This is a genomic window from Dielma fastidiosa, assembly GCF_000313565.1.
In the GTDB taxonomy this organism is placed as follows: Bacteria; Bacillota_I; Bacilli_A; order Erysipelotrichales; family Erysipelotrichaceae; genus Dielma; species Dielma fastidiosa.
The window spans coordinates 182,827-206,124 of the sequence record NZ_HE578925.1; the positions used below are offsets into that span (position 1 = coordinate 182,827).

Sequence of the window (23,298 nt, forward strand, 5' to 3'; positions counted from 1 at the left end):
AGTAACTTATGAAGCTGATCTTAAAGTATTTAAAACGTTATAAAAAGCTTCTGCTTTTTGATTTCTTGTCAGTGTTTGGCTTTGCGCTGGTAGAGCTTGGCATCCCAACGATAGTTGCACAGATGATCGATCAGGGAATTGCCAATCAGGACCCTCAGTTTATAAAAGAGCGCACACTGGTGATACTGCTGATTGCTGTTTTGGGTGTATTTGGAACGATTTGTCTCGGTTATTGCAGCGCCCGCATCTCAATCAACATAACCCGTGATATCCGCTCAGATATCTTTAGACGCGTTCAGCAGTTTTCCCATGCGGAATTCAATAAGTTTGGGGTATCCAGTATGATAACCCGAACAAATAATGATGCGTTTCAGATACAATTATTCGTAAATGTATTGCTGAGAACAGCTTTGCTGACACCGGTTATGTTTATCGTATCCATGGTGCTGACGATTCAGAATTCACTGCCGCTCTCGTTAGTGTTGGCGGCTTCGGTTCCATTTATTGTAGCCGGTGTTTATATTGTTGCGAAAAAAGCCGATCCGCTATCAACCCGTCAGCAAAAGGGCCTTGATAAGCTGAATCAGGTAACCCGTGAAAACCTTACCGGCATTCGTGTCATCCGCGCGTTTAGAAACGATGAATTTGAAATGCAGCGGTTTGCACAGACTAATGAAGATTATACGAATACATCAAGAAAGCTGTTTAAGCTGATGACGATTACACAGCCTTTGTTCTTTTTAATGCTGAATGCGGTCATTCTGATTATTTTCTGGCTTTCAGCTAATATGATTAATGTTGGTACACTCAGTGTCGGTCAGCTGACGGCTTTCCTTGAATATTGTTTCCATGCGATGTTTTCAATGATGCTTTTCTGTACAGTATTTATCATGTATCCAAGAGCGGCCGTATCCGCAAGCCGTATTCAGGCTGTTTTTGATACTGACATCAGTATAGTCAATCCTGAGAATGGGGTAACAGAAACGCCGATAAAAGGTAAAATTGAATTTGATCATGTAGATTTCGTATATCCAAATGGCGAGGAGGCTGTCTTAAAGGATATCTCTTTTAAGGCTGAAAAGGGTGAAACGGTGGCTTTTATTGGCTCAACCGGTTCTGGCAAGTCAACACTGATTAACCTGATTCCACGCTTTTATGATGTCACCCGCGGTTCAATCCGTATTGATGATGTTGATATCCGTGATTTTGATTTAAAAGCACTGCGTTCGCGTATCGGTTTTATTCCGCAGAAAGCATTGCTGTTTTCGGGCAGCATCGGCAGCAATATCCGTTTTGGGCGTCTGGATGCGCCTGAGGATGAGGTAATTCATTCTTCACAGGTTGCACAGGCCTATGATTTTATTACTCAGAAGCCGCATCAGTTTGAGGAAGCAATTGCCGAGGGTGGTACGAATGTATCCGGCGGTCAGAAGCAGCGGTTATCAATTGCCAGAGCTTTATTGATTAAACCGGAAATCTATATTTTTGATGACAGCTTTTCAGCGTTGGATTTTAAAACCGATGCCCGTCTGCGCGCTGATCTGAAAGAAGAAACAAAAGATGCGATTACGTTGATTGTCGCACAGCGAATCTCTACGATCATGGATGCGGATCAGATCATTGTGCTGAACGAGGGAAAAATCGTTGGGCATGGCACGCATCATGAGCTATTGAAGAACTGTACGATTTATCAGGAAATTGCGGCTTCTCAGCTCAGCGAGGAGGAATTGGCACGATGAAACAATCAATAAAATTGACTTACCAGCGGATCAAACCGTTTGTTTCTCCTTATAAATGGCTATTTCTAGGTGCTATTGTCTTTTTGGTAACTGCCAGTGTATTAATGGCGCTGACACCTTCAGTCGAAGGCTGGATCACTACCTCTTTAATGAATGATGTGCTGGCAATGAAGGCCGGTACTCAAAGCGGTGTTAATTTTGCTTATGTTTTACAGACAATCATTCTTTTAGCAATTATGTATTTGATTCAAAAAGGTTCTAATATTCTGTCAGGTTTTATGCTGACGGATGCAATTCAGAAAATGATGCGCGATTTGCGAAATGCTGTGGAAATGAAAATTCATCATTTGCCGATTGCTTATTTTGATGCGCATGAAAGCGGCGATTTAATGTCACGGATCGCTAATGATGTCGATACGGTATCCAACGCGCTCCAGCAGAGCTTTTCACAAATATTGAATGGCATTCTGGCAGTGATTTTAGCATTGACAATGATGTTTAGAATCAATACGACAATGGCATTATGTACAATGCTGATCATACCGATTTCTTTGCTGATTTCTCGTATCATCGTACATTTTTCACAGCGTTTATTTAAACATCAGCAGGATGCTTATGGTGCGATGAATGGCACAATTACTGAAATGTATACCGGCTTCGATGAAATTCAGCTGTATAACCGTCAGCAGACAGCGATTGAAGAATTTGAAAAAATTAATAACAATCTTTGTCAGTCAGGCTTTAAAGCACAATTTATTTCATCACTGATGAGTCCTTTGATCTCACTGGTTACTTATCTGGGAATTGGCATTATGGCGATGATGGGGGCTTTAAATGTACTCTCCGGTGCTATCACAGTGGGAAATCTGCAGGCTTTTATCCGTTATATTTGGCAGATTAACGAGCCGTTGAATTCAATTTCCCAATTGTCATCAACACTTCAGGCAGCCGCCGCCGGTTTCGCCCGTATCTTTGAAATTCTTGATACTGAGGAAGAGGTTAAGGAAAGTGAAACACCACTCTGTGTTGAATGCCTGAAGGGGAATGTTTCCTTTGAACATGTACGCTTTGGCTATACACCAGATAAAATCTTGATTAAGGATCTGAATGTAGAAGTCAAGAGCGGTCAGACGATAGCGATTGTCGGTCCGACAGGTGCCGGTAAAACGACATTAATTAATCTTTTGATGCGTTTTTATGAATTGAATGGCGGTTCCATTAAGGTTGATGGTGTCGATATAAAGGATATGAGGCGCGATGATCTGCGTTCCATCTTTGGTATGGTTTTACAGGATACATGGCTTTACGGCGGTACAATTGAAGACAATATCCGCTATGGCCGGCTTGATGCAACCCGTGAAGAGGTTGTGAATGCGGCTAAAGTAGCCAACATCCATCATTTCATTAGAACGCTGCCGGACGGCTATGCGACAGTATTAAATGAAGAGGCAAATAATATCAGTATCGGTGAAAAGCAGCTGCTGACTATTGCCCGCGCGATTCTTGCTGATCCGCCGATTCTGATTCTTGATGAAGCAACCAGCAGTGTTGATACAAGACTTGAAATCATGCTTCAAAAAGCAATGAAAAATATGATGATGAACCGTACAAGTTTCGTCATTGCTCACCGGCTTTCCACGATCCGGAATGCGGACTGCATTTTGGTTATTAATCATGGTGATATTATCGAACAGGGAAGTCATGATGAGCTTATGAAGCAGCAAGGCTTCTATGCGGATCTGTATAATTCACAATTTGCCGACTGTATTGATGAAGAATAGGGAAAACCTATTCTTTTTTGTTTTTATAGAAATAGAATATGCATCAAATAAAATTAACCCGGCTGAATAGCTGGGTTAATGTTTTTAAATGGGAATTGTGTTGCTTTGATTTATTATATAATTATACATATCGCCTGATTGTACATAATCAATGTAAATGAGTGGAAATAGTTTTTTTAACCAATTCGGTAAATATTTCATACCTGCCTCTTCTATATTAAAATGACCTGCTATTAAAATAGTTTTTGATTGTTGCAGCAAGCAGGCATCACGCACATAAGCTGCAATACTGTAATCAACAATCTCTAAAGGTATTATTAAATCAATATTCTCATTTTCTATTTTGGTTATTTTTTGGCAGTCAATATCTTTTTTTGACTGACAATGTTCAGCAAATAAGACTGTTTCTACTTCGCTTTTATTATTACCAATAATTTTTAAACCATTTAAGTTCAATACTTTCATTAAGTGAGCTGTGATATTTGTTAATGGCGTTTTAGGTAATTTATATAATAAGGGTTTATCTAATGAGTCGATCAGATATTGTTCCCATCCTAAAGACTTCATCAAGCCATAATAAATACCATCGGAGAAATGATTGTCAATCAAGAGACCTGCATGCATAAAATCATGAAAGCGCCAGATAGTTATCGTATATTGATCCAACAAAGCCTTTTTCTGTAAAAAAACTGAATTTTGCTGAAGCCAGTCGGTTCTGTCTCCATGGTTCCAAAAGATTGATTCATGTGTAATAATAAAATTACATCCTTTTCTATGAGCTTCTTCAATAACCTTTATATTAGCAAAGCAGGTGACAATGATACCTGTACATTCAATGTCATCATTACCGTATAGTATTTTATCACTTGTTGATATACGATCAAGCTTATTTCCATACTTATCTTTGCCACAGCAATTCTTTAAAATCAAGCTTATAATTTCTGATATTTTCATGTTTATGTGATTCTTAATCGTTAATTTTGTTTTTACGAACTGCCAGCCAGTTTTGATAATCATTAGTTCCATAAAGATAATCAGAGCTGGTAATTAGTTCAACATTCAATTTTTTTAAATGATCAAATGTGGTTTTATTTAGAAGGGCATCACAATCGCGAACTCTTGCAATGTTACAGGTGGATTCTTCTAAAATATAATTATCTAAATAACCAGGGTGTAGAACAATTAAAGCAGCGCCTTCTTTACGGCAAAGTAATTCATCATTAGCCATAAACACAGATTCAATAGGATTGTAGTCCTTAATTTGATTTAATTCTGACCATTTCTGTTTGGTAGGTATAATGTGAATCGGGTATTCCTCTAGCTTCCATCCTTTTTCTGACTGTATCCATTTTCTATAAACAGCAGTACCCTCTTTTAAACTTTTATAAAGATGATCAATATGGTATTCGTATGCTAATTCTCTTAATGTACGTGAATAGATATCATTTTGATCATCAATGTTAGAAATAATATCTGGCTTCTTTTTGCGATATCGAATAAAAGTTTCAAGTTCTGCACGCAATTCAATAGCTAATTCACTGGCTAATTCTTCATTTTGAGGATGACCTCGTGATATATGGAGACAAAGATTACCATTTTCATCTAAAAGATGAGGTACTTTAGAAGCGTCAGCAGATGGACGACCGCAAACATGCACATGCCATCCGACTGGTAGCCATGGAAATTCTTCGAGCATTTTAACTGCTTCAAGAGTTCCAGGCATACCAATCATTAATTCAGCACTTGTCATTATACCATTTCTAATACATTTATAATAACCTGCGTTAAATGCTTTAGAATACCCAAAATCATCACCTCTAATAATTAATTTCATATGTTATTACTACCTATCCGAAGAAACTGTCTTCGGGTTCCTTTTCATCATTTGGTTCATAGCTTTGAATAGCTGTTTTGCCGCAACTAATTAATTCTTTCTTGCTTACAATATGCTCCTGACGACTAGTTAAAGCTTGAATAGTCATAGGGAAATTCATTCCAGAAAGAATGAGATTTTTGCCATTAATACAGGGGATTAATGCTTGTGCTGGTGTACCGCCGAAAATATCAAGCAAGATAATAACACCATCACCAGTGTCAAGGTTGTTAACTTTATCAATAATTCGTTTTTGAAATTCTTTTATATTATCTTCTGGCATGAAACATTCATAATCAAACTGGTTTATATCATTGCCAAAAAACATCGTAATGGAATGAGCAATTCCCTTAGCCATCTTACCATGGCTTGCTAAAAGTACTCCTTGCATAAATTAGGTCTCCTTTAAAAAATGCCGATGGCAGCTAAAAGAATCGAACCCAATATAAGAACGAATATCATAAGTGTTGGATTCATTCCTTTCTGCAATCTTCTAAATACCCAGGCAAACAATAAAATGCTAAGTAACCCAGGTGCAATGGAATCAAATATATTTTGTACTACAACTTCAGCTCCGTTAATCATTGGCGCGCTGACAATTTTAACCTTTACGTTAGTAGCACATAAGGCACCAATCATGATAGCACCGACAATAGTTGCACATTTACTAATTAAAGGAACAATACCTTGTTCGAAAGCTTTATCAATTAAACTCATGCCTCCTTGATAACCGGCTTTTAAAATAAACCATTTAGCAATCATCAAAACACCGCCAAAACCAAATAAGAAAATTAATGGGCCTAATAGAGAACCTTGATTACCAAAACCGATAGCAATACCAGCAATGATTGTTCTAAAACAATTATTAATTATTGAATCACCAATGCCGGCAGTTGGACCCATCAGAGAGGTTTTTACACTAGTTATTAATTCATCAGAAACACCGCCATCTAGTGCTTTCTTTTTTTCCATTGCTAAGCTGATGCCTGTAACCAATGGGAATAAGGTGCTATTTGTGTTGAAAAATTCATTAGCATGGCGAAAAAATGCTTTTCTTTTCTCGTCGGGATTTTCTTTATACCAAATATCTAAGCCAGGCTTCATGCACATGGCATAGCATTTAGATTGCTGAGTGATCTGATTGGTTGACATCATTATTGACATTGAATAATAATAACTCTTTTTCAAAATTTCTTTGTCTTCTTTAGTTAATTGATTACTTTTAATATTTGTCTTAGTCATAAAAGTCATCCTCCATATTTTCATTAACTGTAACAGCTTCATTCATTGTGGGCAATTCTTTCTTTTTATTCATTTCTGTTACAAAAACAAGGTAAGCAATGATAAAGCCAATGGCAGCTATTACAACTGTATTTAAACCTAAATACATTGAAAGGATAAAACCAAGTAATAATAATACTCCAGTGATTGGAGACCAAATTGACTGAGCCATCAAAGCAAGGCCAACTACAACCAGCATATTGCCAGATGCATTAATACCAGTTAGCACAAAAGCTGGCAAATTTTCCATTACTGTTTGTGCTGCAGTTGATCCTGCAGCTACGAAGATTAAAACAACTGCGGCTGGAATTCCAGCTTTTAGAATGAATAAATCAAGATACATCATGATTCTGAATTTTCTATATTCGCCATTCTCAGCAAGCTTCATAAAAAAAGGGTGAATCATGTTTTCTATCATTCTTGCAAATTGTGATACAATATTCATTAATGCGGCTATTGTCACGGCGATGGCTAAGGCTGCTTCTAAATCTAAGCCAGAGCCAATCGCTAGTGCAACAGCGATAACCGTAGATGAACGCGGATCTGAAACGGATACGCCACCTACACCTACTATGCCTAGAAAAACGGCTTCTAACGTAGCACCAAGAATAATACCTGTTTTAATATCACCACACAAAAGACCGGTAAAGGTTCCAATAATAATAGGTCTAGATAAGGTTTGCACGCCGGTCATATTATCTAACACCCAGATAATCCAGTAGCTTAATGCTGCTAATACTGCATAATTCATAATCTAATCCTCCTTTTTAATTTTTTTATAATTTCTTTAAAGTTTTCTTTTTCTACCCCTGGTATCATTTGTGAAATTAATTCAATATTACATTTTGCTAATTCAGCAAAATATTTTAAATCATCAGGATCAGCGCTGCAATGATGAGTAAGCTGAATTTTGTGATCGCTTTGTTTTTTAGTGAAATTAGCGACATTAACAATTTCAATAGGAAGGGCATTTACTAATGCTAATGCGTCCTTAGGATTATCGACAATAACAAGCATTCTCATGTTTTCACCACGCGGATCATTAAGTAACGATATTGCATCATCAATAGTGCGTATTGTTACTTTTATACCTACGGGAGCAGCCATTTTTAGCATTTTCTTCAGCATTTCGTTTTCTGCAGCATAATCATTTGCAACTACTATGCCAGTCACAGCTAAAAATTTAGACCATTGAGTTGTCACTTGACCATGTAACAATCTTTCATCGATTCGTAATTGTGTAATCATATTTACCTCCTAATATTGAATGCGCATTCAACTGTATAAATAGTATCATATTAATTTATTTTTTCTTTGCATTTATTTAACATTCTAAATAAAAATATTTGCAAAGAAACTTATTTAAGTTATAATTTAAATATGAAAATAGTAATAAATCATTATTTGGCAGCCGCATTTTTATTTATCAATGAATCCTGCACCGAGAAATCAATGCAGGAAACATTTCATTTTTCTGATTATGAGCTTAAAAAAACAATCAGCGCAATTATTGAACTTGCTCCACATTTTGGCGCAAAAGTTTATGAAACAAAATTTTTAATTTCCTATATTATAATTGATCAAAAATTATTCTCTGATTACTATTATTTATTGCGTGCATTTTATTATAGAAATATAAATAATTCAACCTTCACACAAAACATATTTTATAATACCTATATAGGATTAAAACTATTGATTAGTAATGAGGCAGTTAATATGGACTTGATATCCGCTGAATTATATCGTTCAAGGTCAGCTCTTCGATATAATCTGCAATGGATAAAGAAGTTTTTCTATAATTATCATTTGAATATTTATAATAAGCCTCATTATGGACTGATTGCTATTGGTAATGAATTTTATAAACGCTATGCTATGATTGCGCTTATTGGTCAATTAGATGTACGTATTTTTAATAACGATTTCTTTAATTCATGCACACAACTGATATATAATGATTTTTATATACGTTCAAGAAATATACTAAGAGAATTCGCTTCTGAAAGTACTACTACAATATCTCTAGGCAGTTCTCGCATTTTAGCATATTATCTTACAATTCAAAGAAGTAGGTCGCAAAATAGGCCAATCTTGACACCTGCATTATCAGGCTTTAAGCAAGTTATAATTCGTTCACATAGTTATGCGATTACAAAGATGCTTTACAGCCAGTTTTATGAAAAAGAAGAATTACCATTAGAGGATGAGATGATTTCTTTTTTTATCCTCTATATGGCTCATAAAGAGGAATATAGTGAAGATGAGCAATTTTTAAAAGAAATCGGTATTGAAAAAAGTTCTGAGATACTTTATAAATCAGTTAAAGCTTATTTAAGAGAGAAACTTAAAATTTCTGATTTGGAAGATTATTATAATGATTTGATAGGAACAGAGATAAAACGGCTAATGCTCAAGCATCAATTTCATATTTTAAATCTGAGAATGACAAACTTAGGAGGGCGGAAACATCTGTTTTCCAATCCGGTATTGATTATGATTTTGAATTCACTAAAGGGAATTGTGAATGAAATGCTACAGGAAGAAGAACTTCCGCCATCTCATTTTGGAGTATTATTATCAGCTATAGAACGTAAGTTTCAATTTACAAAGATACCATGTTTGAAATCCAAAATTGCACTTATTTCACGAGATAATGAAAGAGAATTATCAATTTTAAAGTGTGAAATTGAGAGGCTTGTTCCTAGTGAATATTATTCTATTATTCAAATCATACCATATCGCAGCTATCGACTGGATATGTATTCAGATTATCTTTTTATTACCGATACAGTACCTGAATATGGACCAAAATTGAAATATTATGTTTTGCCGCATCATCAAAATCAATTAAATGATTTATTGCCTTTTATCAAAAATCATCGGGAATTTTATAAAATATATATTGATTCCCAAATAATTCTAAAGAAAAGAACAGAATTCAGTACTGCAAATGGTTCAAGTGTTGAAAAGGATTATATTATTAATAATTGTTTGTTTCTTTTTTATGAGCAAGAGGTACCGATGAAAATACAAATTTGCATTACAAAATTAGGGTATGATCAATATATTGGCGGTAAAGCGGTAACTAATGTAGTGGAATTAAATTTCTATCCTGATGAATATACATATGTAATTCTATATTTTATTTGTAAGATATTTATTAGTTATCCTGAACTGCTTAATGAGCAAAATGCTGATGTGTTAAGTGAAAATATAAATCAATATTTATGTGAGTCGATCTACTGATGGATATGTTGCTTTTTTATTTGAATCTAGCTTTTTTGTTTTTTGTATGAAATGACTGAATAAGTACAATGTAAATTGATGAAGAATAGGGCAAACCTATTCTTTTTTGCGTTTAGAAATGGTAGAATGATAATAACATGGGGGAGGCTGTATTCATGGACGAACTGGCAATTCTGGACGAATTAGAGGATGTGGTATATCTTACTGATCCTGATACATATGAAGTCTATTTTATTAACCGGGCTGGCTTGAAAAATAGCCCGATAAAGGAGTATAAAGGGCTGCCCTGTTATAAGATTCTGCAGGGGAAGGAGCACCCTTGTGAATTTTGTACCAATAAGATTTTAAATGAAAAGCAATTTCTTGTCTGGGAGCATTATAACGATAATCTGCAGCGTCATTTTATATTAAAAGATAAAATGATTAAGCTAAATGGGAAGAAGCTGAAAATGGAGATTGCTGTAGATATTACTGAAAAAGAGGTAATCAGTACACAGCTTGCCAAGAAACTGGAAAGCCGTGAGAAATTGGTGGAATGCATTCAAATTTTTTCTGAATGCACAGATTTTGATGCGGGAATGCATCAGGTGCTGAAAAATCTTGCTGAATACTATCAGGCGGCAGGCGCCCAGCTGTTTGAAACAGAAGCATCTGCAATTACGAAGTCTTATGCATGGTACGATGATGGGGAGGCAAAAGCTTTCTCTAAGGCAGACGCAAATGCGTACAAGTGTCTTTTTGCCGCATGTGACAGCAAAGGAAAGCTGATGATTGATAATGTTGATAAAACGGATTCAGAAGTAAAAAAGCTTTGCATGAAGTATAATGTTTCAGCTCTAATGATGGTAGAACTGCATAAAGAGGGCAAGACTCTCGGTTATATTATGATCATTAATCCAATGCTGAGGCCTGGTTTTGACCGTTCGCTGTTTAACTCATTGGTAACGTTCATCGAAGCTGAGCTTGACCGCCAGCATGTGCATAAGCATTTTGAATTTCTTGGTTATCATGACGGCTTGACTGGTTTTAATAACCGTAACCGATATATGGATCATATTCTTCAATTAAATGATGTAAAATTGAAATCTTTGGGTATCCTTTATTGTGATATCAATGATCTGAAGCACATTAATGATTCAAGAGGACATGATATCGGCGATTTGGCTATTCTGCGCTTTTCTAAAATTTTAAGTGAATATTTTAATCAGCGAGATCTGTTTCGGCTTGGCGGCGATGAGTTTGTCGTTATCGCGCAGAATTTAGATATCCGTGATTTCCGTGAGCGAATCCGCAGTATACAAATGCAGATAGAAACACATGAGAGCTTTTCAGTATCGATGGGTTACGCATGGAGTGAGACCAATTTCAATATCCGTGAATTAACCCGGCAGGCTGATGAAATGATGTATTTGAATAAGCAGCATTATTATGAGAATAGTGAGAAGGATGATTACCGGCATTATTCTTATATCCGTCAGGAATTGATTAAGAGTATAGAGATGGGCAGCTTCGTCGTTTATCTGCAGCCGAAGGTCTATGCCTCTGACGGCAGGATTTATGGTGCTGAGGCATTAGTTCGTTATCAGCATGAAAAGCATGGTCTGATTCCGCCGGGTCATTTTATCTATCTGCTGGAAAGAGAGCGGATCATTGAAGTTCTTGATCTATATGTCCTGAAACAAGCCTGTTTGATTTTAAATCAATGGCGTGAAGAAGGTATAAAGCTCATACCGATTTCTGTGAATTTCTCCCGGCTGACAATTGCTGATGACAAGATTCTTGAAAAGATGCTGAAAATTGTCGATGAGCATGCCATTGAGCATTCACTGATTGAAATTGAAATTACTGAAAGCACAGACATGCTGGATCGGGAATTGATGGGAATCATCACCCGCCAGATTCGTGAACAGGGCTTTTTATTATCCTTGGATGATTTTGGTTCCAACTATACAAATCTCGCTTCACTGACAGAGGTGGATATGAATGTGCTGAAGCTTGATAAAAGTTTAGTGGACGGCATTTGTCAGGATCATGTATCCAAGAGTGTTGTAAAGAGTGTGATCGATTTCTGTGCAGAAATGAATATTACGTCATTATCTGAGGGTGTGGAGATGAAGGAACAGGTTGAATTATTGGTTCAGCTTGGCTGTAATCTGATTCAGGGTTATTATTACGGCCGCCCGGCACCGGTGGAAGCCTTCACCCAGCAATGGCTGAAGTAAAAGTTTTACTGGCAAATACAGTAAAAATATAGTATGATTATAAAGTATGCATTTTTAGAGTAGAGGTAGGTTGAGAGGATTGAAGACATTATTTAACGATGAATTGCAGCAGGCACTTGTACACGATAGAGGTGCCTGTGTTTTTGAGGGAAGTACAGGTTCTGGAAAGAGCACATTGATTCGCGAAAGGGCAGCGCGCTTGATTGAATCAGGGGTGATTCCACAATCAATTTTAATTCTGTGTGCGAATGAATACTGTGTGAAAGAAACACAGCGTTTGTTTAATTATGAGCATCCTGAGCTAAAGGCTCCCCTAATCACAACACTGGATCGTCTCTGCGCGAAGCTGGTTCTCGGCTATGAAAAACAAAATGGTATTAAATCAGCCCGTATTTATAAACGGATGGATCGTTTTGTGAAAAAAATCTGTAAGGATGCCTTTGGTGTGCATTTAAGCAGTGAACGTTTGGCTAAACTAATTGATAAGCTGATTGAATGCGATGCGATGATGCTGCCGGAGAGTGAAATCAATGGCAAAATGTTTGATCAGATCGATCTTGCTTATTTAGTAAAGGCATTAAAGAAACTAAAGAAAAATAATGAAATCAGAGATCTCATGGATGTCCGTTCATTATCCTTACAGCTGTTGACGAGTAAGGCTTACAGCTTAGAGGCATGTGATCTCAGACTGACGCATCTGATGCTGGATGATGCGGAAAATCTGTCTTTTCTGGATCATTTTCTCATTAAACAGCTGGCTGCTGATCTGCAGAGTATTTTCTTTGCCATCAATCGCGATAATACGTTCCGATTCGCTCAGGGCGCATTTCCGCAGGCTTATGATGCTTTTAATACCACTTATGACAATCCTTTATGGATCAAGGCGGCTGTTGATTATCATACACCGGCAACGATTACTGAATGTATGAGCCGTTTGGTTAAGAAGCCATTAAACAGCGGTAATGAAGCGGCGGATGTAGTCGCTTTTAAGGCACTTCGCGATAAAGAGCTGATGATGGATTATCTGCTTAAGAATATCAGTGCGGAAAAGGAAACGGCATTGATTTATCGGCATTCATCAACAGCCTTGCTGCTGATTGATCGGTTGCTGGAGATGGCGGTACCGTTCCAGCTGCATGATTCAATGGCACTGATGCTGGAGAATGACACGGCTCATGAATTGCTGTCAATTATGCGTTTGTTTATGAATGCTCATGATCTTGATGCATTCATGGATGTTTATGAGCAGCTGGATTTTGGTTTAACGGCAAATCAGGCAAAACAAGTCAGAGAAATTATGTTGGTAAATCCGCAGCTTGATGTATATCAGGCAATGCTTGAATGCAATATGCGGAATGCTCAGAAGCAAAAAATTATTTCTTCATTAGAAGCTATCCGCATGGCTAAGGATATGAATGCTTACCGGCTGCTTGAATTTATCCATGAGGAATCCGGTTATGCAGCATATCTGAAGCGCAATGGTTTGGCTGCGGATATCCATTTTTACAGCACGATGCTGCTGCTTGCGAAACGTTATCCGAAAGCGGATATGCTGCTTGCCCGGCTTGATGAATTGAAGAAAATCCATCCTAACGCTTCAGCACCTTTGATTTTAACATCGGTAGAGAATGCCTTTGGTCAAAGCTTTGATGATGTTTATCTTTTAGATTGTATCAATACAAGCTTCCCGCTTGTCGGCAAGGCACATCCAGATTATCCGCAGGAAATCTCTTTGTTTGCGTATTTAATGTCAAGAGCCGGCAATCATTTAGAGCTGATAGCTTATAAGGCTGCTGCGCAGGTCAAGGTGAGAATGTCAGATTTTATGTATACATTATGTTCCAAGGAAGCTGAAAGTGAGGTTGCTGAGGAGACGAATAAGCCGGCTGCAAGACTGCGGCGCGGTGCTAAGATTCAGCATAAACTGTTTGGCAAGGGAATCATATCAAATCTTTCCGAGGGTAAAATTACCGTGCGCTTTGAGATGGAGTCCAAGACGCTGTCTTTATCCCACTGTATTGAAAATAATATGATTGAATTAATCAATTAGCAGGGCAACCTGCTTTTTTAATGGGGTTTTTCATTTTCTTGAAGCCAAGGTTTAAATGCTATGGTATGCTTATTAAAACAGGATTTCAAAAAAATAAAAAAAGATGTCACAAATTGACTGCTTTGAAGTCTAACTTATAAAGGAGATGGAATCATGGACAAGAAAAATGAACAGGAATTAATTCAAGCTGCCATTCAAGGTGACAGTGGCGCACTTGAGGAATTGCTGCTGAGTGTTCGGGATCAGATTTTTACCTTGGCGTTAAGAATGCTGGGCAGCGTTGCTGATGCGGAGGATGCTGCTTCGGAAATATTAATCAAGGTAATGTGCAATTTATCTGCTTTCCGTCAGGAAAGTGCCTTTTCGACATGGGTATATAGGATTGCCGTCAATACCTTGCTGACTACCCGTAAAAGCATGTTTGCCGATCAGCCGCTCAGCTTTGAAATCATGGGGCAGGATATTGAGGCAGGTTATATTGAAGCTTCGCAAAAGGATACATGCGGTGTTGATCATGAAGTATTGGCTGATGAGCTGAAATTGTCATGTACTAATGTTATGCTGCAATGCCTGAAGCCAGAAGACCGCTGTATCTTTATACTGGGAACGATGTTTAAGCTTGACAGTCAGAATGCGGCGGATATCCTGAATATCAGTGCGGAGAACTATCGGCAGCGGCTTTCACGTTCACGTAAGAAGGTGGGCGATTTTCTTAAACAATACTGCGGCCTTGTCAATAAGGATAGCTGCAGCTGTCAAAAACGTTTGGGCGTTGCGATTAAAACCCACCGGCTGAATCCGCAGCATCTTGAATACAGTGATCATGTTAAGATAGAGAACTTTATTCAAAATATGGAAGATTTAGATGAAATATCAGATGTTTATCGTGAGGAAGTACGTTTCTGCTCACATCTTGAAATCAAAGAATTTTTAAAAAAACTGCTGCAAAGCAGACAGCTGAATGAAGTGATGAATGAGGGGAGAGAGACAGCATGAATACCGCTGAATTATTAAATTTTATCAATGAACTGAAACAGCATAACAATAAGGAATGGATGCATGAACATAAAAAAGAATATCAAGCTGCTCAGCAGTGTTTTTATGATTTGCTTCGTGATCTTTTACAGGGGCTTGATGAAGGGGAATTAAGCTTCATGGACCCCAAAGAGCTTACCTATCGGATGGTGCGGGATACCCGTTTCAGCAAGGATAAGAGCCTTTACAATCCAAACTTCCGCGCGCATTTATCAACGGGCGGCAAGCTGCCGATACCGGTTGGTTATTATATTTCATTGACTTCACAGAATCAGTCGTTTATCGGCGGCGGTTTATTCGCAGATGTTTTTAATGACGCGACTACGATGATTCGCAGTCATATCCAGCAAAATCCCGATGCTTTTCTGGCAATCATCAATGATTCTGAATTCCGCAAGTATTTTAAGGTTGGCGGCACAAAGCTGAAAAAGCTGCCTAAGGGTTATGAAGAGGATGCGAAAGTGGGTGAATATCTGCGGTATAAGAGCTGGTATCTGGAAGCCTTTATTGAAGATGAGCTGATTGCTGAGCGCGAGCGTTTCATTGCCGAGACGATCAAGCTATGCAGGCTGATGAAGCCCTTTAATGATTTCCTGAATGCGGCGCTGATCGATTTTGTATTTCCTGAAAGACATTAAAAAAACTGGCAGTATGACCCTTGAAAGTCGTGCTGCCAGTTTCTTATAACCACTTTACTTTATTTTCTGTGCCATTTAAAATCTTTTTAATATTGCCTTGATGACGATAGATAATTAATACTGCCATAAGCAGGGAGGCAATGATAACCGAAGTCTCCGCTTTGAAGAAAATCAGACAGAGCGTTGAAGTCAGCGATGCGACCATCGATGACAAGGAAACCATCTTTGAAAAATAAAGACAGATCATGAAACAGAGAAAGGGAATCAGGAAGCAGAGAAAGTTATTGACGGTAAATAATGAAACCGCAAATAAGAAGCCAAACATACTGGCAGCTGCTTTTCCTCCCTTAAAATGTGCGAATACTGGATAACAGTGGCCGATGCAAACGGCAAGACCGCACCAGATCGATGCCTGCTTATCAAAGAGTGAGACAAGATAGATTGCCAGTACGCATTTCAGCGCGTCTAATACAATGACGGCAATGCCTGCTTTCTTGCCGAGTACACGGCCGGCATTGGTGCCGCCGAGATTGCCTGAGCCATAATTGCGTACATCCGTATGATAGAAGACTTTCCCGATAACTAACGCAAATGGAATTGAGCCTAATAAATAGCCAAATAACATATAAAGAATGAACATAGTTTCACCTCATTGACTATTCTATCATGGTTGTACAACTTTAAAAAGTTTTTTTGAATATTATGAAAAATTTCATTATTGGATTCAGGTCATTTTATGCTATACTATACAAATGGAATGAGGTGAATCCATGAGTGAAAATGTTTATGATGCCACCAGTATACAGATTTTAGATGGTCTGGAGGCAGTACGTAAGCGTCCGGGTATGTACATTGGTTCAACGGATAGCCGGGGGCTGCACCATTTAGTTTGGGAAATTGTTGATAATGCAATCGATGAAGCACTGAACGGACATGGGAACACAATTAAAATCACCATTGAAAAAGATGGTTCACTGACAGTTGAAGATGAAGGCCGAGGCATGCCGGTAGGGATGCATGCCAGCGGCGTATCCACACTGCAGGTTATTTTTACGGTACTGCATGCGGGCGGTAAATTCTCGACCAGCGGCGGTTATAAAACCAGCGGCGGTCTGCATGGCGTAGGTGCCAGCGTTGTTAACGCGTTGAGTAAGTGGGTAGAGGTGACAGTCTGCACCGGCGGCAAGATGTATGCCATGAGTTTTAAAAACGGCGGCAGCGAAGTCTCTGAATTAAAGGAATTGGGAAAGACGAATAAGACGGGAAGTAAAGTGCGCTTTATGCCTGATGATACGATTTTCTCAACGACGGATTTCTCTTTTTCAACGATTGAAGAAAGAGCCAGAGAAAACGCGTTCTTATTAAAAGGTCTGAGAATGATCGTTACGGATCTGCGCAAGGATAAGCATGCTGACTTTTGCTATGAAAATGGTTTAGAGGCTTTTATTGAGTATCTTCATGAGGATAAGGAAGTCTTTCATAAGCCGGTATCCTTCAGCGGTATGGTGAATGAGATTCAGATTGACTGTGCTTTTCAGTATACCGATGAATATCAGGAGAATATGTTTTCTTTTGTCAATATGGTAAGAACGAAGGATGGCGGTACCCATGAGGTAGGCGCCCGCAGCGCTTTTACCAAGGTGTTTAATGATTATGCCCGCCGTTATGGTCTTTTAAAGGAAAAGGATCGTAATTTTGAGGGCAGTGATGTCCGCGAGGGGCTGACGGTTATTTTGTCACTGGGGATTCCGGAGAACTTACTGCAGTTTGAAGGACAGACAAAGGGGAAGCTGGGCACCGCGGAGGCTAAGTCAGCGGTTGAAAATCTAGTCAGTGAAAAATTAACTTATTTCCTTGAAGAAAATAAGGATTTGGCATTTACGCTGATTAAAAAGATGTCACGGGCTTTTCAGGCGCGTGAAGCGGCCCGCAAGGCGCGTGAGGATCTGCGTAAAGGTAAAAGCCGCGGTAAGTCTGAGAAAATCTTATCTGGTAAGCTGGCTGCTGCGCAAAGCAAGGATGCCCGTAAAAAAGAGTTATATCTGGTCGAGGGTGATTCTGCCGGCGGCAGTGCCAAGCAGGGACGTGATTCCCGCTATCAGGCAATCCTGCCGCTGCGCGGTAAGGTGCTGAATACAGAAAAAGCCAGCATCGCCAATATTGAAAAAAATGAAGAGTTGAATACAATTATTCACGCGCTGGGAGCTGGTGTGGGAGCTAATTTCTCCGCTGAAGACAGCAATTATCACAAAGTGATTATCATGACCGATGCCGATGATGACGGCGCGCATATTCAAGTCTTGCTGCTTACTTTCTTTTTCCGTTATATGCGTGAATTGATTGAAAAGGGTATGGTTTATATCGCATTGCCGCCTTTATATAAATTAAGCAAAGGCAATCAGACACAGTATGCATGGAGTGATGAGGAGTTGAATGCACTGCGTAAAACATTCCCGAAGAATTTCACTTTGCAGCGCTATAAAGGTCTTGGTGAAATGAATGCCGATCAGCTGTGGGATACAACGATGTGTCCGGAAACCCGCACATTGATTCAGGTAAGCATTGAGGATGCGGTGCTTGCGGAGCGCCGGGTGTCGGTGCTGATGGGAGATAAAGCCGATGTGCGCCGTGACTGGATTGAGGAGAATGTCAGCTTTACGCTTGAGGATAATTATGCATTGGAGGTTAAACGTTAATGGCCGATGAACAAAAAACACATGTTTTGATATCGCCGCTTGAAGAGATCATGGGTGATCGCTTTGGCCGTTATTCAAAATATATTATTCAGGATCGAGCGCTTCCGGATGCCCGTGATGGTTTAAAACCGGTACAGCGCCGAATCCTATATACGATGCAGATCGATGGCAATACCCATGATAAGCCTTACCGTAAATCAGTAAAATCGGTAGGTTTAGTTATCGGTAATTTTCATCCGCACGGCGACAGTTCGGTTTATGACGCCATGGTTCGTATGTCGCAAAACTGGAAAACTCGGGAACCTTTGATCGATATGCATGGTAATAATGGTTCTATGGATGATGATCCGCCGGCAGCCATGCGTTATACGGAAGCGAGATTAGCGCCCTTAGCCCAGTATCTGCTTCAGGATATTGATAAAAACACCGTAGAGTTCACGCCTAACTTTGATGATACCAACATGGAGCCAACAGTGCTGCCTGCCCGCTATCCCAACCTTTTAGTGAATGGTATCAGCGGTATTGCCGCCGGTTACGCGACCAATATTCCTCCGCACAATTTAGGTGAGGTAATTGATGCGGCTATCTATCGGCTTCAGGTTCCTGATTGTGAATTAGATGAACTGATGGAATACATTCAGGGCCCAGATTTTCCAACCGGCGGTATCGTACAGGGAATCGAAGGTATTAAAGATGCCTTTACTACCGGCCGCGGTAAAATTGTAGTCCGCGCCAAGGTTGAAATCAATCAGACAAAAACCGGCCAGCAGATTATTGTGAAGGAACTTCCTTATGAAGTAATCAAATGCAATCTGGTCCGCAAGATTGATGACATTCGTCTGAATAAAAAAATTGACGGCATCATCGATGTTCGTGATGAGAGTGACCGCAATGGTCTGCGTGTAGCGATTGATTTAAAGAAGGAAGCCAATGCTGAACTGATTTTAAATTATCTGTATAAGAATACGGATCTGCAGGTTTCTTATAACTATAACGTCGTGGCTATTGTTAATAAGCGGCCGATGCAGTTAGGTCTGACTCAGATGCTGGATGCTTTTATCAACCATCGAATTGATGTAATTACCCGGCGCTGTAAGTTTGAATTGGACCGCATGGAAAAACGCTGTCATATTTTAGAGGGTTTGATTAAGGCTGTTTCAGTTTTGGATGAGATTATCGCGCTGATTCGATCATCTAAGGATAAGGCTGATTCTAAAAAAAGAATCATTGAACGCTTTGAATTTACCGAGGAACAGGCAGAAGCTATTGTAACCTTACGTTTATATCGTTTATCAAGTACCGATGTCAATGAGCTGCGTGATGAATTTTCACATTTGGTTAATGAAATGGAAATTTTAAACGATATGCTTGCCTATCCAAAGCTGATGCGTAAAGAAATTGTGCGTGAATTAAAGGAAGTTAAGAAGGCTTTTGGTTCACCGCGTCTGACTAAAATTGAGAATGAAATCCAGGAAATTGTCATCGATAAGCAGCAGATGATACCGAATGAGAGGGTGATGGTAACAATCTCACGCGATGGTTATGTAAAACGTGTATCACTGCGTTCTTACAGTGCCAGCGAGCATCTGTCTACGGGCTTAAAAGATGGCGATGAGCTGATTGGTTATAAGGAAGTAAATATGCTTGATACATTGCTTTATATAACCAGCTCCGGCGCTTATGGCTATACGCCGGTCTATGAGATCGAGGAAGCTAAATGGAAGGATATCGGTTCTCACTTGAATACGATGGTATCCATCAGCAGTGAGGAAAAAGTTATTGCTTCCTTTGTTTTGAGCAGCTTTGATACTAATGCTTCGATTATTACTCTCTCTCTGCAGGGAATGATCAAGCGAACAATGGTCAAAGATTTAATGGTTTCAAGAAACAACAAGACAATGAACCTGATGGGACTTAAGGCTGAGGATCGTGTCGTAGCTGCCTGCGTGGTTTATGACAATGCGGATTTAATCGTTTGTTCAGCTAATGGCTTTGTTTCTCGTTATAATGTGAATAACATAACGCCTACCGGTGCGCGCAGCAAGGGAATTATTGCTATGAAGGCAGAGGCGATGGCTAGTTTATGCGCCTTAAATAATAATGAGAATTATGTTGTTATCTATTGTGAAAATCAATCAATCAAACGTCTGAAAACCAGTGATCTGCCGCTGACGGGAAGACCGGTACGCGGTGAAAGTATCTGTAAAAAGGTGAAATCAAATCCATCTGTCATTAAGATGATTGCCAGCGGTGATTTGAATGACGCGATTGATTTTATGAAAGAAAAGATTGAACCGGTATTGTTTAAGGATATCGCATTGATGAGTAAGGATGCGACCTTCTCGTCCGCCCTTCATCTTGAAGCTGACAGCTATCCGCTGAAAGGAATCCAAACGGTTGAGATTCGTGAATTTAGTGAAACAGAACCGTTAGAAGATAATCTGGAAGTAGAACAGGAAGCTTTTGATTTGAATTAATAAATAAAATTGCAGCCTAAGCATTTGCCTGGGCTGCAATTTCATTATTTCTGTTCTATAAAATAAGAACCTTTCTGTTGCGCTGGTGGGAAACGATGCCCTTCATCAACGTCGATATCTTCATTGACTAACTTGCCTGATTCTGTATATTCAGCATATTTAGCTGTTTTTTCACAGTTTTCACCAGGTTTGTATTTTTTTGTTTGAGCCATTGAAATCACCTCCTGCAAGTAGTATGCGGACGATTTTAGAAACTATACGCGAAAGTGAATCCGTGATATAATTTGAATGAAGGAGTTGTTGATGATGAGAATAAAACAAGGATTGATCGCAGCTTTAAGCTTAAGCCTGTGTTTGGCGATGACAAGTATCAGGGTATCTGCCGATTGGGCAACCATAGGGGATAACCGGGTCTACATTGAAGATAATAAAATGGTAAAAGAATGGAAAAAAATCGACGGCAGCTGGTATTATTTCCAAAAGGATAATGGTTATATGACCAAGGGCTGGCTGAAAACGAATGACTGCTGGTACTATCTTGATGAGAAGAATGGCAAAATGGTGACCGGCTGGCTGGCACAGAATAAATCTTGGTTCTATCTGAATCCGGCAAACGGTATTATGTATTCAAACATGTGGCTTAGTGAGAATGGCAGCCGCTACTATTTTTTAGGTAATGGTCAAATGGCAACCGGCCGAGTTGTCATCGATAATCAAACCTTTGAGTTTGCGACTGATGGCAAGTATATTGGCACAAGTTCTGAAAGCTTGCTGAATGGATTGGTGACAATTAATGACAAACTATATTACTATAAACAGAATGTAGCGCAGACCGGCTGGCAGGAGGCAGATGGCAGAAAGCTTTATTTTGCGGCTGATGGAGCGGCAGTTTATGGCTGGCAGACGATCAATGGAATCAGTGCTTATTATGTGAATGGGGAAGCCATGGTCACAAGTGATGCGGCTGATCTAAAAAAGGAAATTATCAAGGAATTAAAGAAAATGAGCGGCGGTCAGCTTGATACCCAAATGGCTGATCTGCAGACGGCGGCTGAGATCAGAGCTTTTGAAGGATTGTCGCGAGCTGATTCCATCCGTCCGAATAATACATATTTCACGACGGTTTTGGATGAACAGAAAATAAGCTATCTGGATGCGAAGGAAGCTATTTGCCTGAATGTGACAAGCGCAGAGGATTGTATCAATCAGCTTGAAGATGATTATGTCTTTATGAAAGCGCTGAATGACAAAGCATTTACCAAATCAGCGGTGGGAATTGCCCAGCAAGGGGATACGTATCAGGTTCATATTTTATTGCTTGAAGAATAGAAAAAGGGTTGTGATCGCTGTCACAGCCCTCTATTTTTTGAGACATAATTGCATATCTTCCGGCATTTTTGTTTCTATGAGTAAGGCTTTCATACTCATCGGATGAATCAATCGCAGCTTATAGGCATGCAAGGCACATCGCTGAATCAGCGGCGAGGGTTTTCCATAAATCGGATCGGCGAGAATTGGCCGCTGTATTGAAGCCAAATGAACACGGATCTGGTGCGTCCTGCCGGTTTCTAACTGACACTCGACAAGTGAAATTTTCTTGCGCTGATTTTCTTTTAGACAGGTAATATGAGTCACCGCCGGCTTACCGGTCTTGCTTACTCTGTATTTATTGTTTACATGCCGGTCACTGCCAATCGGCGCGTCAATGGTCTGCGTTGAGTGAGGCTTCAGCGCACCGTTAACGATGGCCAGATAGCTGCGGGCAATCTGCTTATTCGCGAGCATTTCATCAAGCAGCGGCTGAAAGAATGAGCATTTGCTGAATAATACCAGACCGCTGGTTTCAAAATCAAGGCGATGAATCGGACGGATCGCATGTGATTGACCGCTTGCGTGATAATAAGCGCTGACGGCATTTGCCAAGGTATGACGGCCATCCTTCTGATCCGGATGAACTAATAATCCAGGCGGCTTATTGACAATCAGCAGCACCTCATCCTCATAAACAATATCAAGGGGCAGGACATCAGGCAGAAAGTCGATGGCTTCATCAATGAAAACACGGATTGCCAATTCATCACCCGGCTTTAACGGACAATTTTGTATGATTGGCTGCTGATTCACTAACAGCCTTCGCTGCTGATAGCAGAGATAGCGCTGCTTTTTAGACTGACGGCAGGCTGTCAAGACCTCATCAACAGAGCTGTCATGTTCAATCACCGTTACGGCATATTCATCTTTTTTATAAAATTTCATC

The 23,298-nt window shown here is 39.4% G+C and carries 19 protein-coding genes; 10 read left to right on the forward strand and 9 right to left on the reverse strand.

The features are described 5' to 3' along the window. The first annotated feature begins 8 nt into the window (after positions 1-8). Both DAHG_RS06610 and DAHG_RS06615 read left to right on the forward strand, forming a co-directional pair. Positions 9-1,739: an ABC transporter ATP-binding protein gene (locus tag DAHG_RS06610; RefSeq protein ID WP_022937558.1), complete on the forward strand. Its 1,731-nt coding sequence runs from the start codon at positions 9-11 to the stop codon at positions 1,737-1,739. Further along, the gene (locus tag DAHG_RS06615) at positions 1,736-3,520 is read left to right on the forward strand and encodes an ABC transporter ATP-binding protein (RefSeq protein ID WP_022937559.1); all 1,785 of its coding nucleotides are present in this window, start codon (positions 1,736-1,738) and stop codon (positions 3,518-3,520) included. The genes DAHG_RS06610 and DAHG_RS06615 overlap by 4 nt, the downstream gene beginning before the upstream one ends. Before the next feature lie 84 nt (positions 3,521-3,604). Here DAHG_RS06615 and DAHG_RS06620 read toward each other — a convergent pair whose 3' ends face one another. The 6 genes from DAHG_RS06620 to DAHG_RS06645 are packed head-to-tail and all read right to left on the reverse strand — an operon-like array spanning position 3,605 to position 7,922. Then, a complete protein-coding gene (locus DAHG_RS06620; RefSeq protein WP_026880852.1) occupies positions 3,605-4,474 on the reverse strand; it encodes a Nif3-like dinuclear metal center hexameric protein in 870 nt (289 codons plus the stop codon). Positions 4,475-4,487: 13 nt separating this feature from the next. Continuing rightward, the gene (locus tag DAHG_RS06625; RefSeq protein WP_022937561.1) at positions 4,488-5,354 is read right to left on the reverse strand and encodes a ChbG/HpnK family deacetylase; all 867 of its coding nucleotides are present in this window, start codon (positions 5,352-5,354) and stop codon (positions 4,488-4,490) included. Positions 5,355-5,367: 13 nt separating this feature from the next. Continuing rightward, positions 5,368-5,784 (reverse strand): PTS sugar transporter subunit IIA, encoded by a 417-nt coding sequence (locus DAHG_RS06630; RefSeq protein ID WP_022937562.1) that lies wholly within the window; start codon positions 5,782-5,784, stop codon positions 5,368-5,370. Between the two features lie 14 nt (positions 5,785-5,798). Beyond that, entirely contained in the window at positions 5,799-6,635 is an 837-nt protein-coding gene (locus tag DAHG_RS06635) for a PTS system mannose/fructose/sorbose family transporter subunit IID (protein WP_022937563.1), read from the reverse strand. Beyond that, positions 6,628-7,425: a PTS sugar transporter subunit IIC gene (locus DAHG_RS06640; RefSeq protein WP_022937564.1), complete on the reverse strand. Its 798-nt coding sequence runs from the start codon at positions 7,423-7,425 to the stop codon at positions 6,628-6,630. The genes DAHG_RS06635 and DAHG_RS06640 overlap by 8 nt, the downstream gene beginning before the upstream one ends. Then, a complete protein-coding gene (locus DAHG_RS06645; protein ID WP_022937565.1) occupies positions 7,422-7,922 on the reverse strand; it encodes a PTS system mannose/fructose/N-acetylgalactosamine-transporter subunit IIB in 501 nt (166 codons plus the stop codon). Before DAHG_RS06645 ends, DAHG_RS06640 begins: the two co-directional genes overlap by 4 nt. A gap of 132 nt (positions 7,923-8,054) precedes the next feature. Between DAHG_RS06645 and DAHG_RS06650 the strand changes: the two genes are divergently transcribed. From DAHG_RS06650 to DAHG_RS06670, 5 genes are all read left to right on the forward strand, one after another. After that, positions 8,055-9,923, forward strand: coding sequence for a BglG family transcription antiterminator (locus DAHG_RS06650; RefSeq protein WP_022937566.1), 1,869 nt, complete (start codon positions 8,055-8,057; stop codon positions 9,921-9,923). 155 nt (positions 9,924-10,078) lie between these two features. Next, positions 10,079-12,145 (forward strand): putative bifunctional diguanylate cyclase/phosphodiesterase, encoded by a 2,067-nt coding sequence (locus DAHG_RS06655; RefSeq protein ID WP_022937567.1) that lies wholly within the window; start codon positions 10,079-10,081, stop codon positions 12,143-12,145. 79 nt (positions 12,146-12,224) lie between these two features. Continuing rightward, on the forward strand, positions 12,225-14,195 hold the full coding sequence (locus tag DAHG_RS06660) for a UvrD-helicase domain-containing protein (protein WP_161650508.1): 1,971 nt from the start codon (positions 12,225-12,227) through the stop codon (positions 14,193-14,195). Between the two features lie 153 nt (positions 14,196-14,348). Then, positions 14,349-15,191 carry an RNA polymerase sigma factor gene (locus DAHG_RS06665; RefSeq protein ID WP_022937569.1) on the forward strand — a complete coding sequence of 281 codons (843 nt, stop codon included), beginning with the start codon at positions 14,349-14,351 and terminating at the stop codon, positions 15,189-15,191. Next, entirely contained in the window at positions 15,188-15,868 is a 681-nt protein-coding gene (locus DAHG_RS06670) for a DUF2461 domain-containing protein (RefSeq protein ID WP_022937570.1), read from the forward strand. Before DAHG_RS06665 ends, DAHG_RS06670 begins: the two co-directional genes overlap by 4 nt. A gap of 43 nt (positions 15,869-15,911) precedes the next feature. On the opposite strand, the gene plsY is transcribed toward DAHG_RS06670, so the two are convergent. Beyond that, on the reverse strand, positions 15,912-16,508 hold the full coding sequence (gene plsY / locus DAHG_RS06675) for a glycerol-3-phosphate 1-O-acyltransferase PlsY (protein WP_022937571.1): 597 nt from the start codon (positions 16,506-16,508) through the stop codon (positions 15,912-15,914). 130 nt (positions 16,509-16,638) lie between these two features. On the opposite strand from plsY, the gene parE reads away from it, so the two are divergent. Beyond that, the gene (gene parE, locus DAHG_RS06680; protein ID WP_022937572.1) at positions 16,639-18,564 is read left to right on the forward strand and encodes a DNA topoisomerase IV subunit B; all 1,926 of its coding nucleotides are present in this window, start codon (positions 16,639-16,641) and stop codon (positions 18,562-18,564) included. Continuing rightward, positions 18,564-21,041 (forward strand): DNA topoisomerase IV subunit A, encoded by a 2,478-nt coding sequence (gene parC, locus DAHG_RS06685; protein WP_022937573.1) that lies wholly within the window; start codon positions 18,564-18,566, stop codon positions 21,039-21,041. Before parE ends, parC begins: the two co-directional genes overlap by 1 nt. Positions 21,042-21,085: 44 nt before the next feature. Here the strand turns inward: parC and DAHG_RS20870 are convergent, their stop codons facing one another. Then, positions 21,086-21,253 (reverse strand): YjzC family protein, encoded by a 168-nt coding sequence (locus DAHG_RS20870; protein WP_022937574.1) that lies wholly within the window; start codon positions 21,251-21,253, stop codon positions 21,086-21,088. A 91-nt stretch (positions 21,254-21,344) separates the two neighbouring features. Between DAHG_RS20870 and DAHG_RS06695 the strand changes: the two genes are divergently transcribed. Further along, complete coding sequence (locus tag DAHG_RS06695; protein ID WP_161650510.1) at positions 21,345-22,370, forward strand: N-acetylmuramoyl-L-alanine amidase family protein; 1,026 nt, start codon at positions 21,345-21,347, stop codon at positions 22,368-22,370. Positions 22,371-22,400: 30 nt separating this feature from the next. On the opposite strand, the gene DAHG_RS18975 is transcribed toward DAHG_RS06695, so the two are convergent. Beyond that, a complete protein-coding gene (locus DAHG_RS18975) occupies positions 22,401-23,297 on the reverse strand; it encodes an RluA family pseudouridine synthase (RefSeq protein WP_022937576.1) in 897 nt (298 codons plus the stop codon). Position 23,298: the final 1 nt, after the last annotated feature.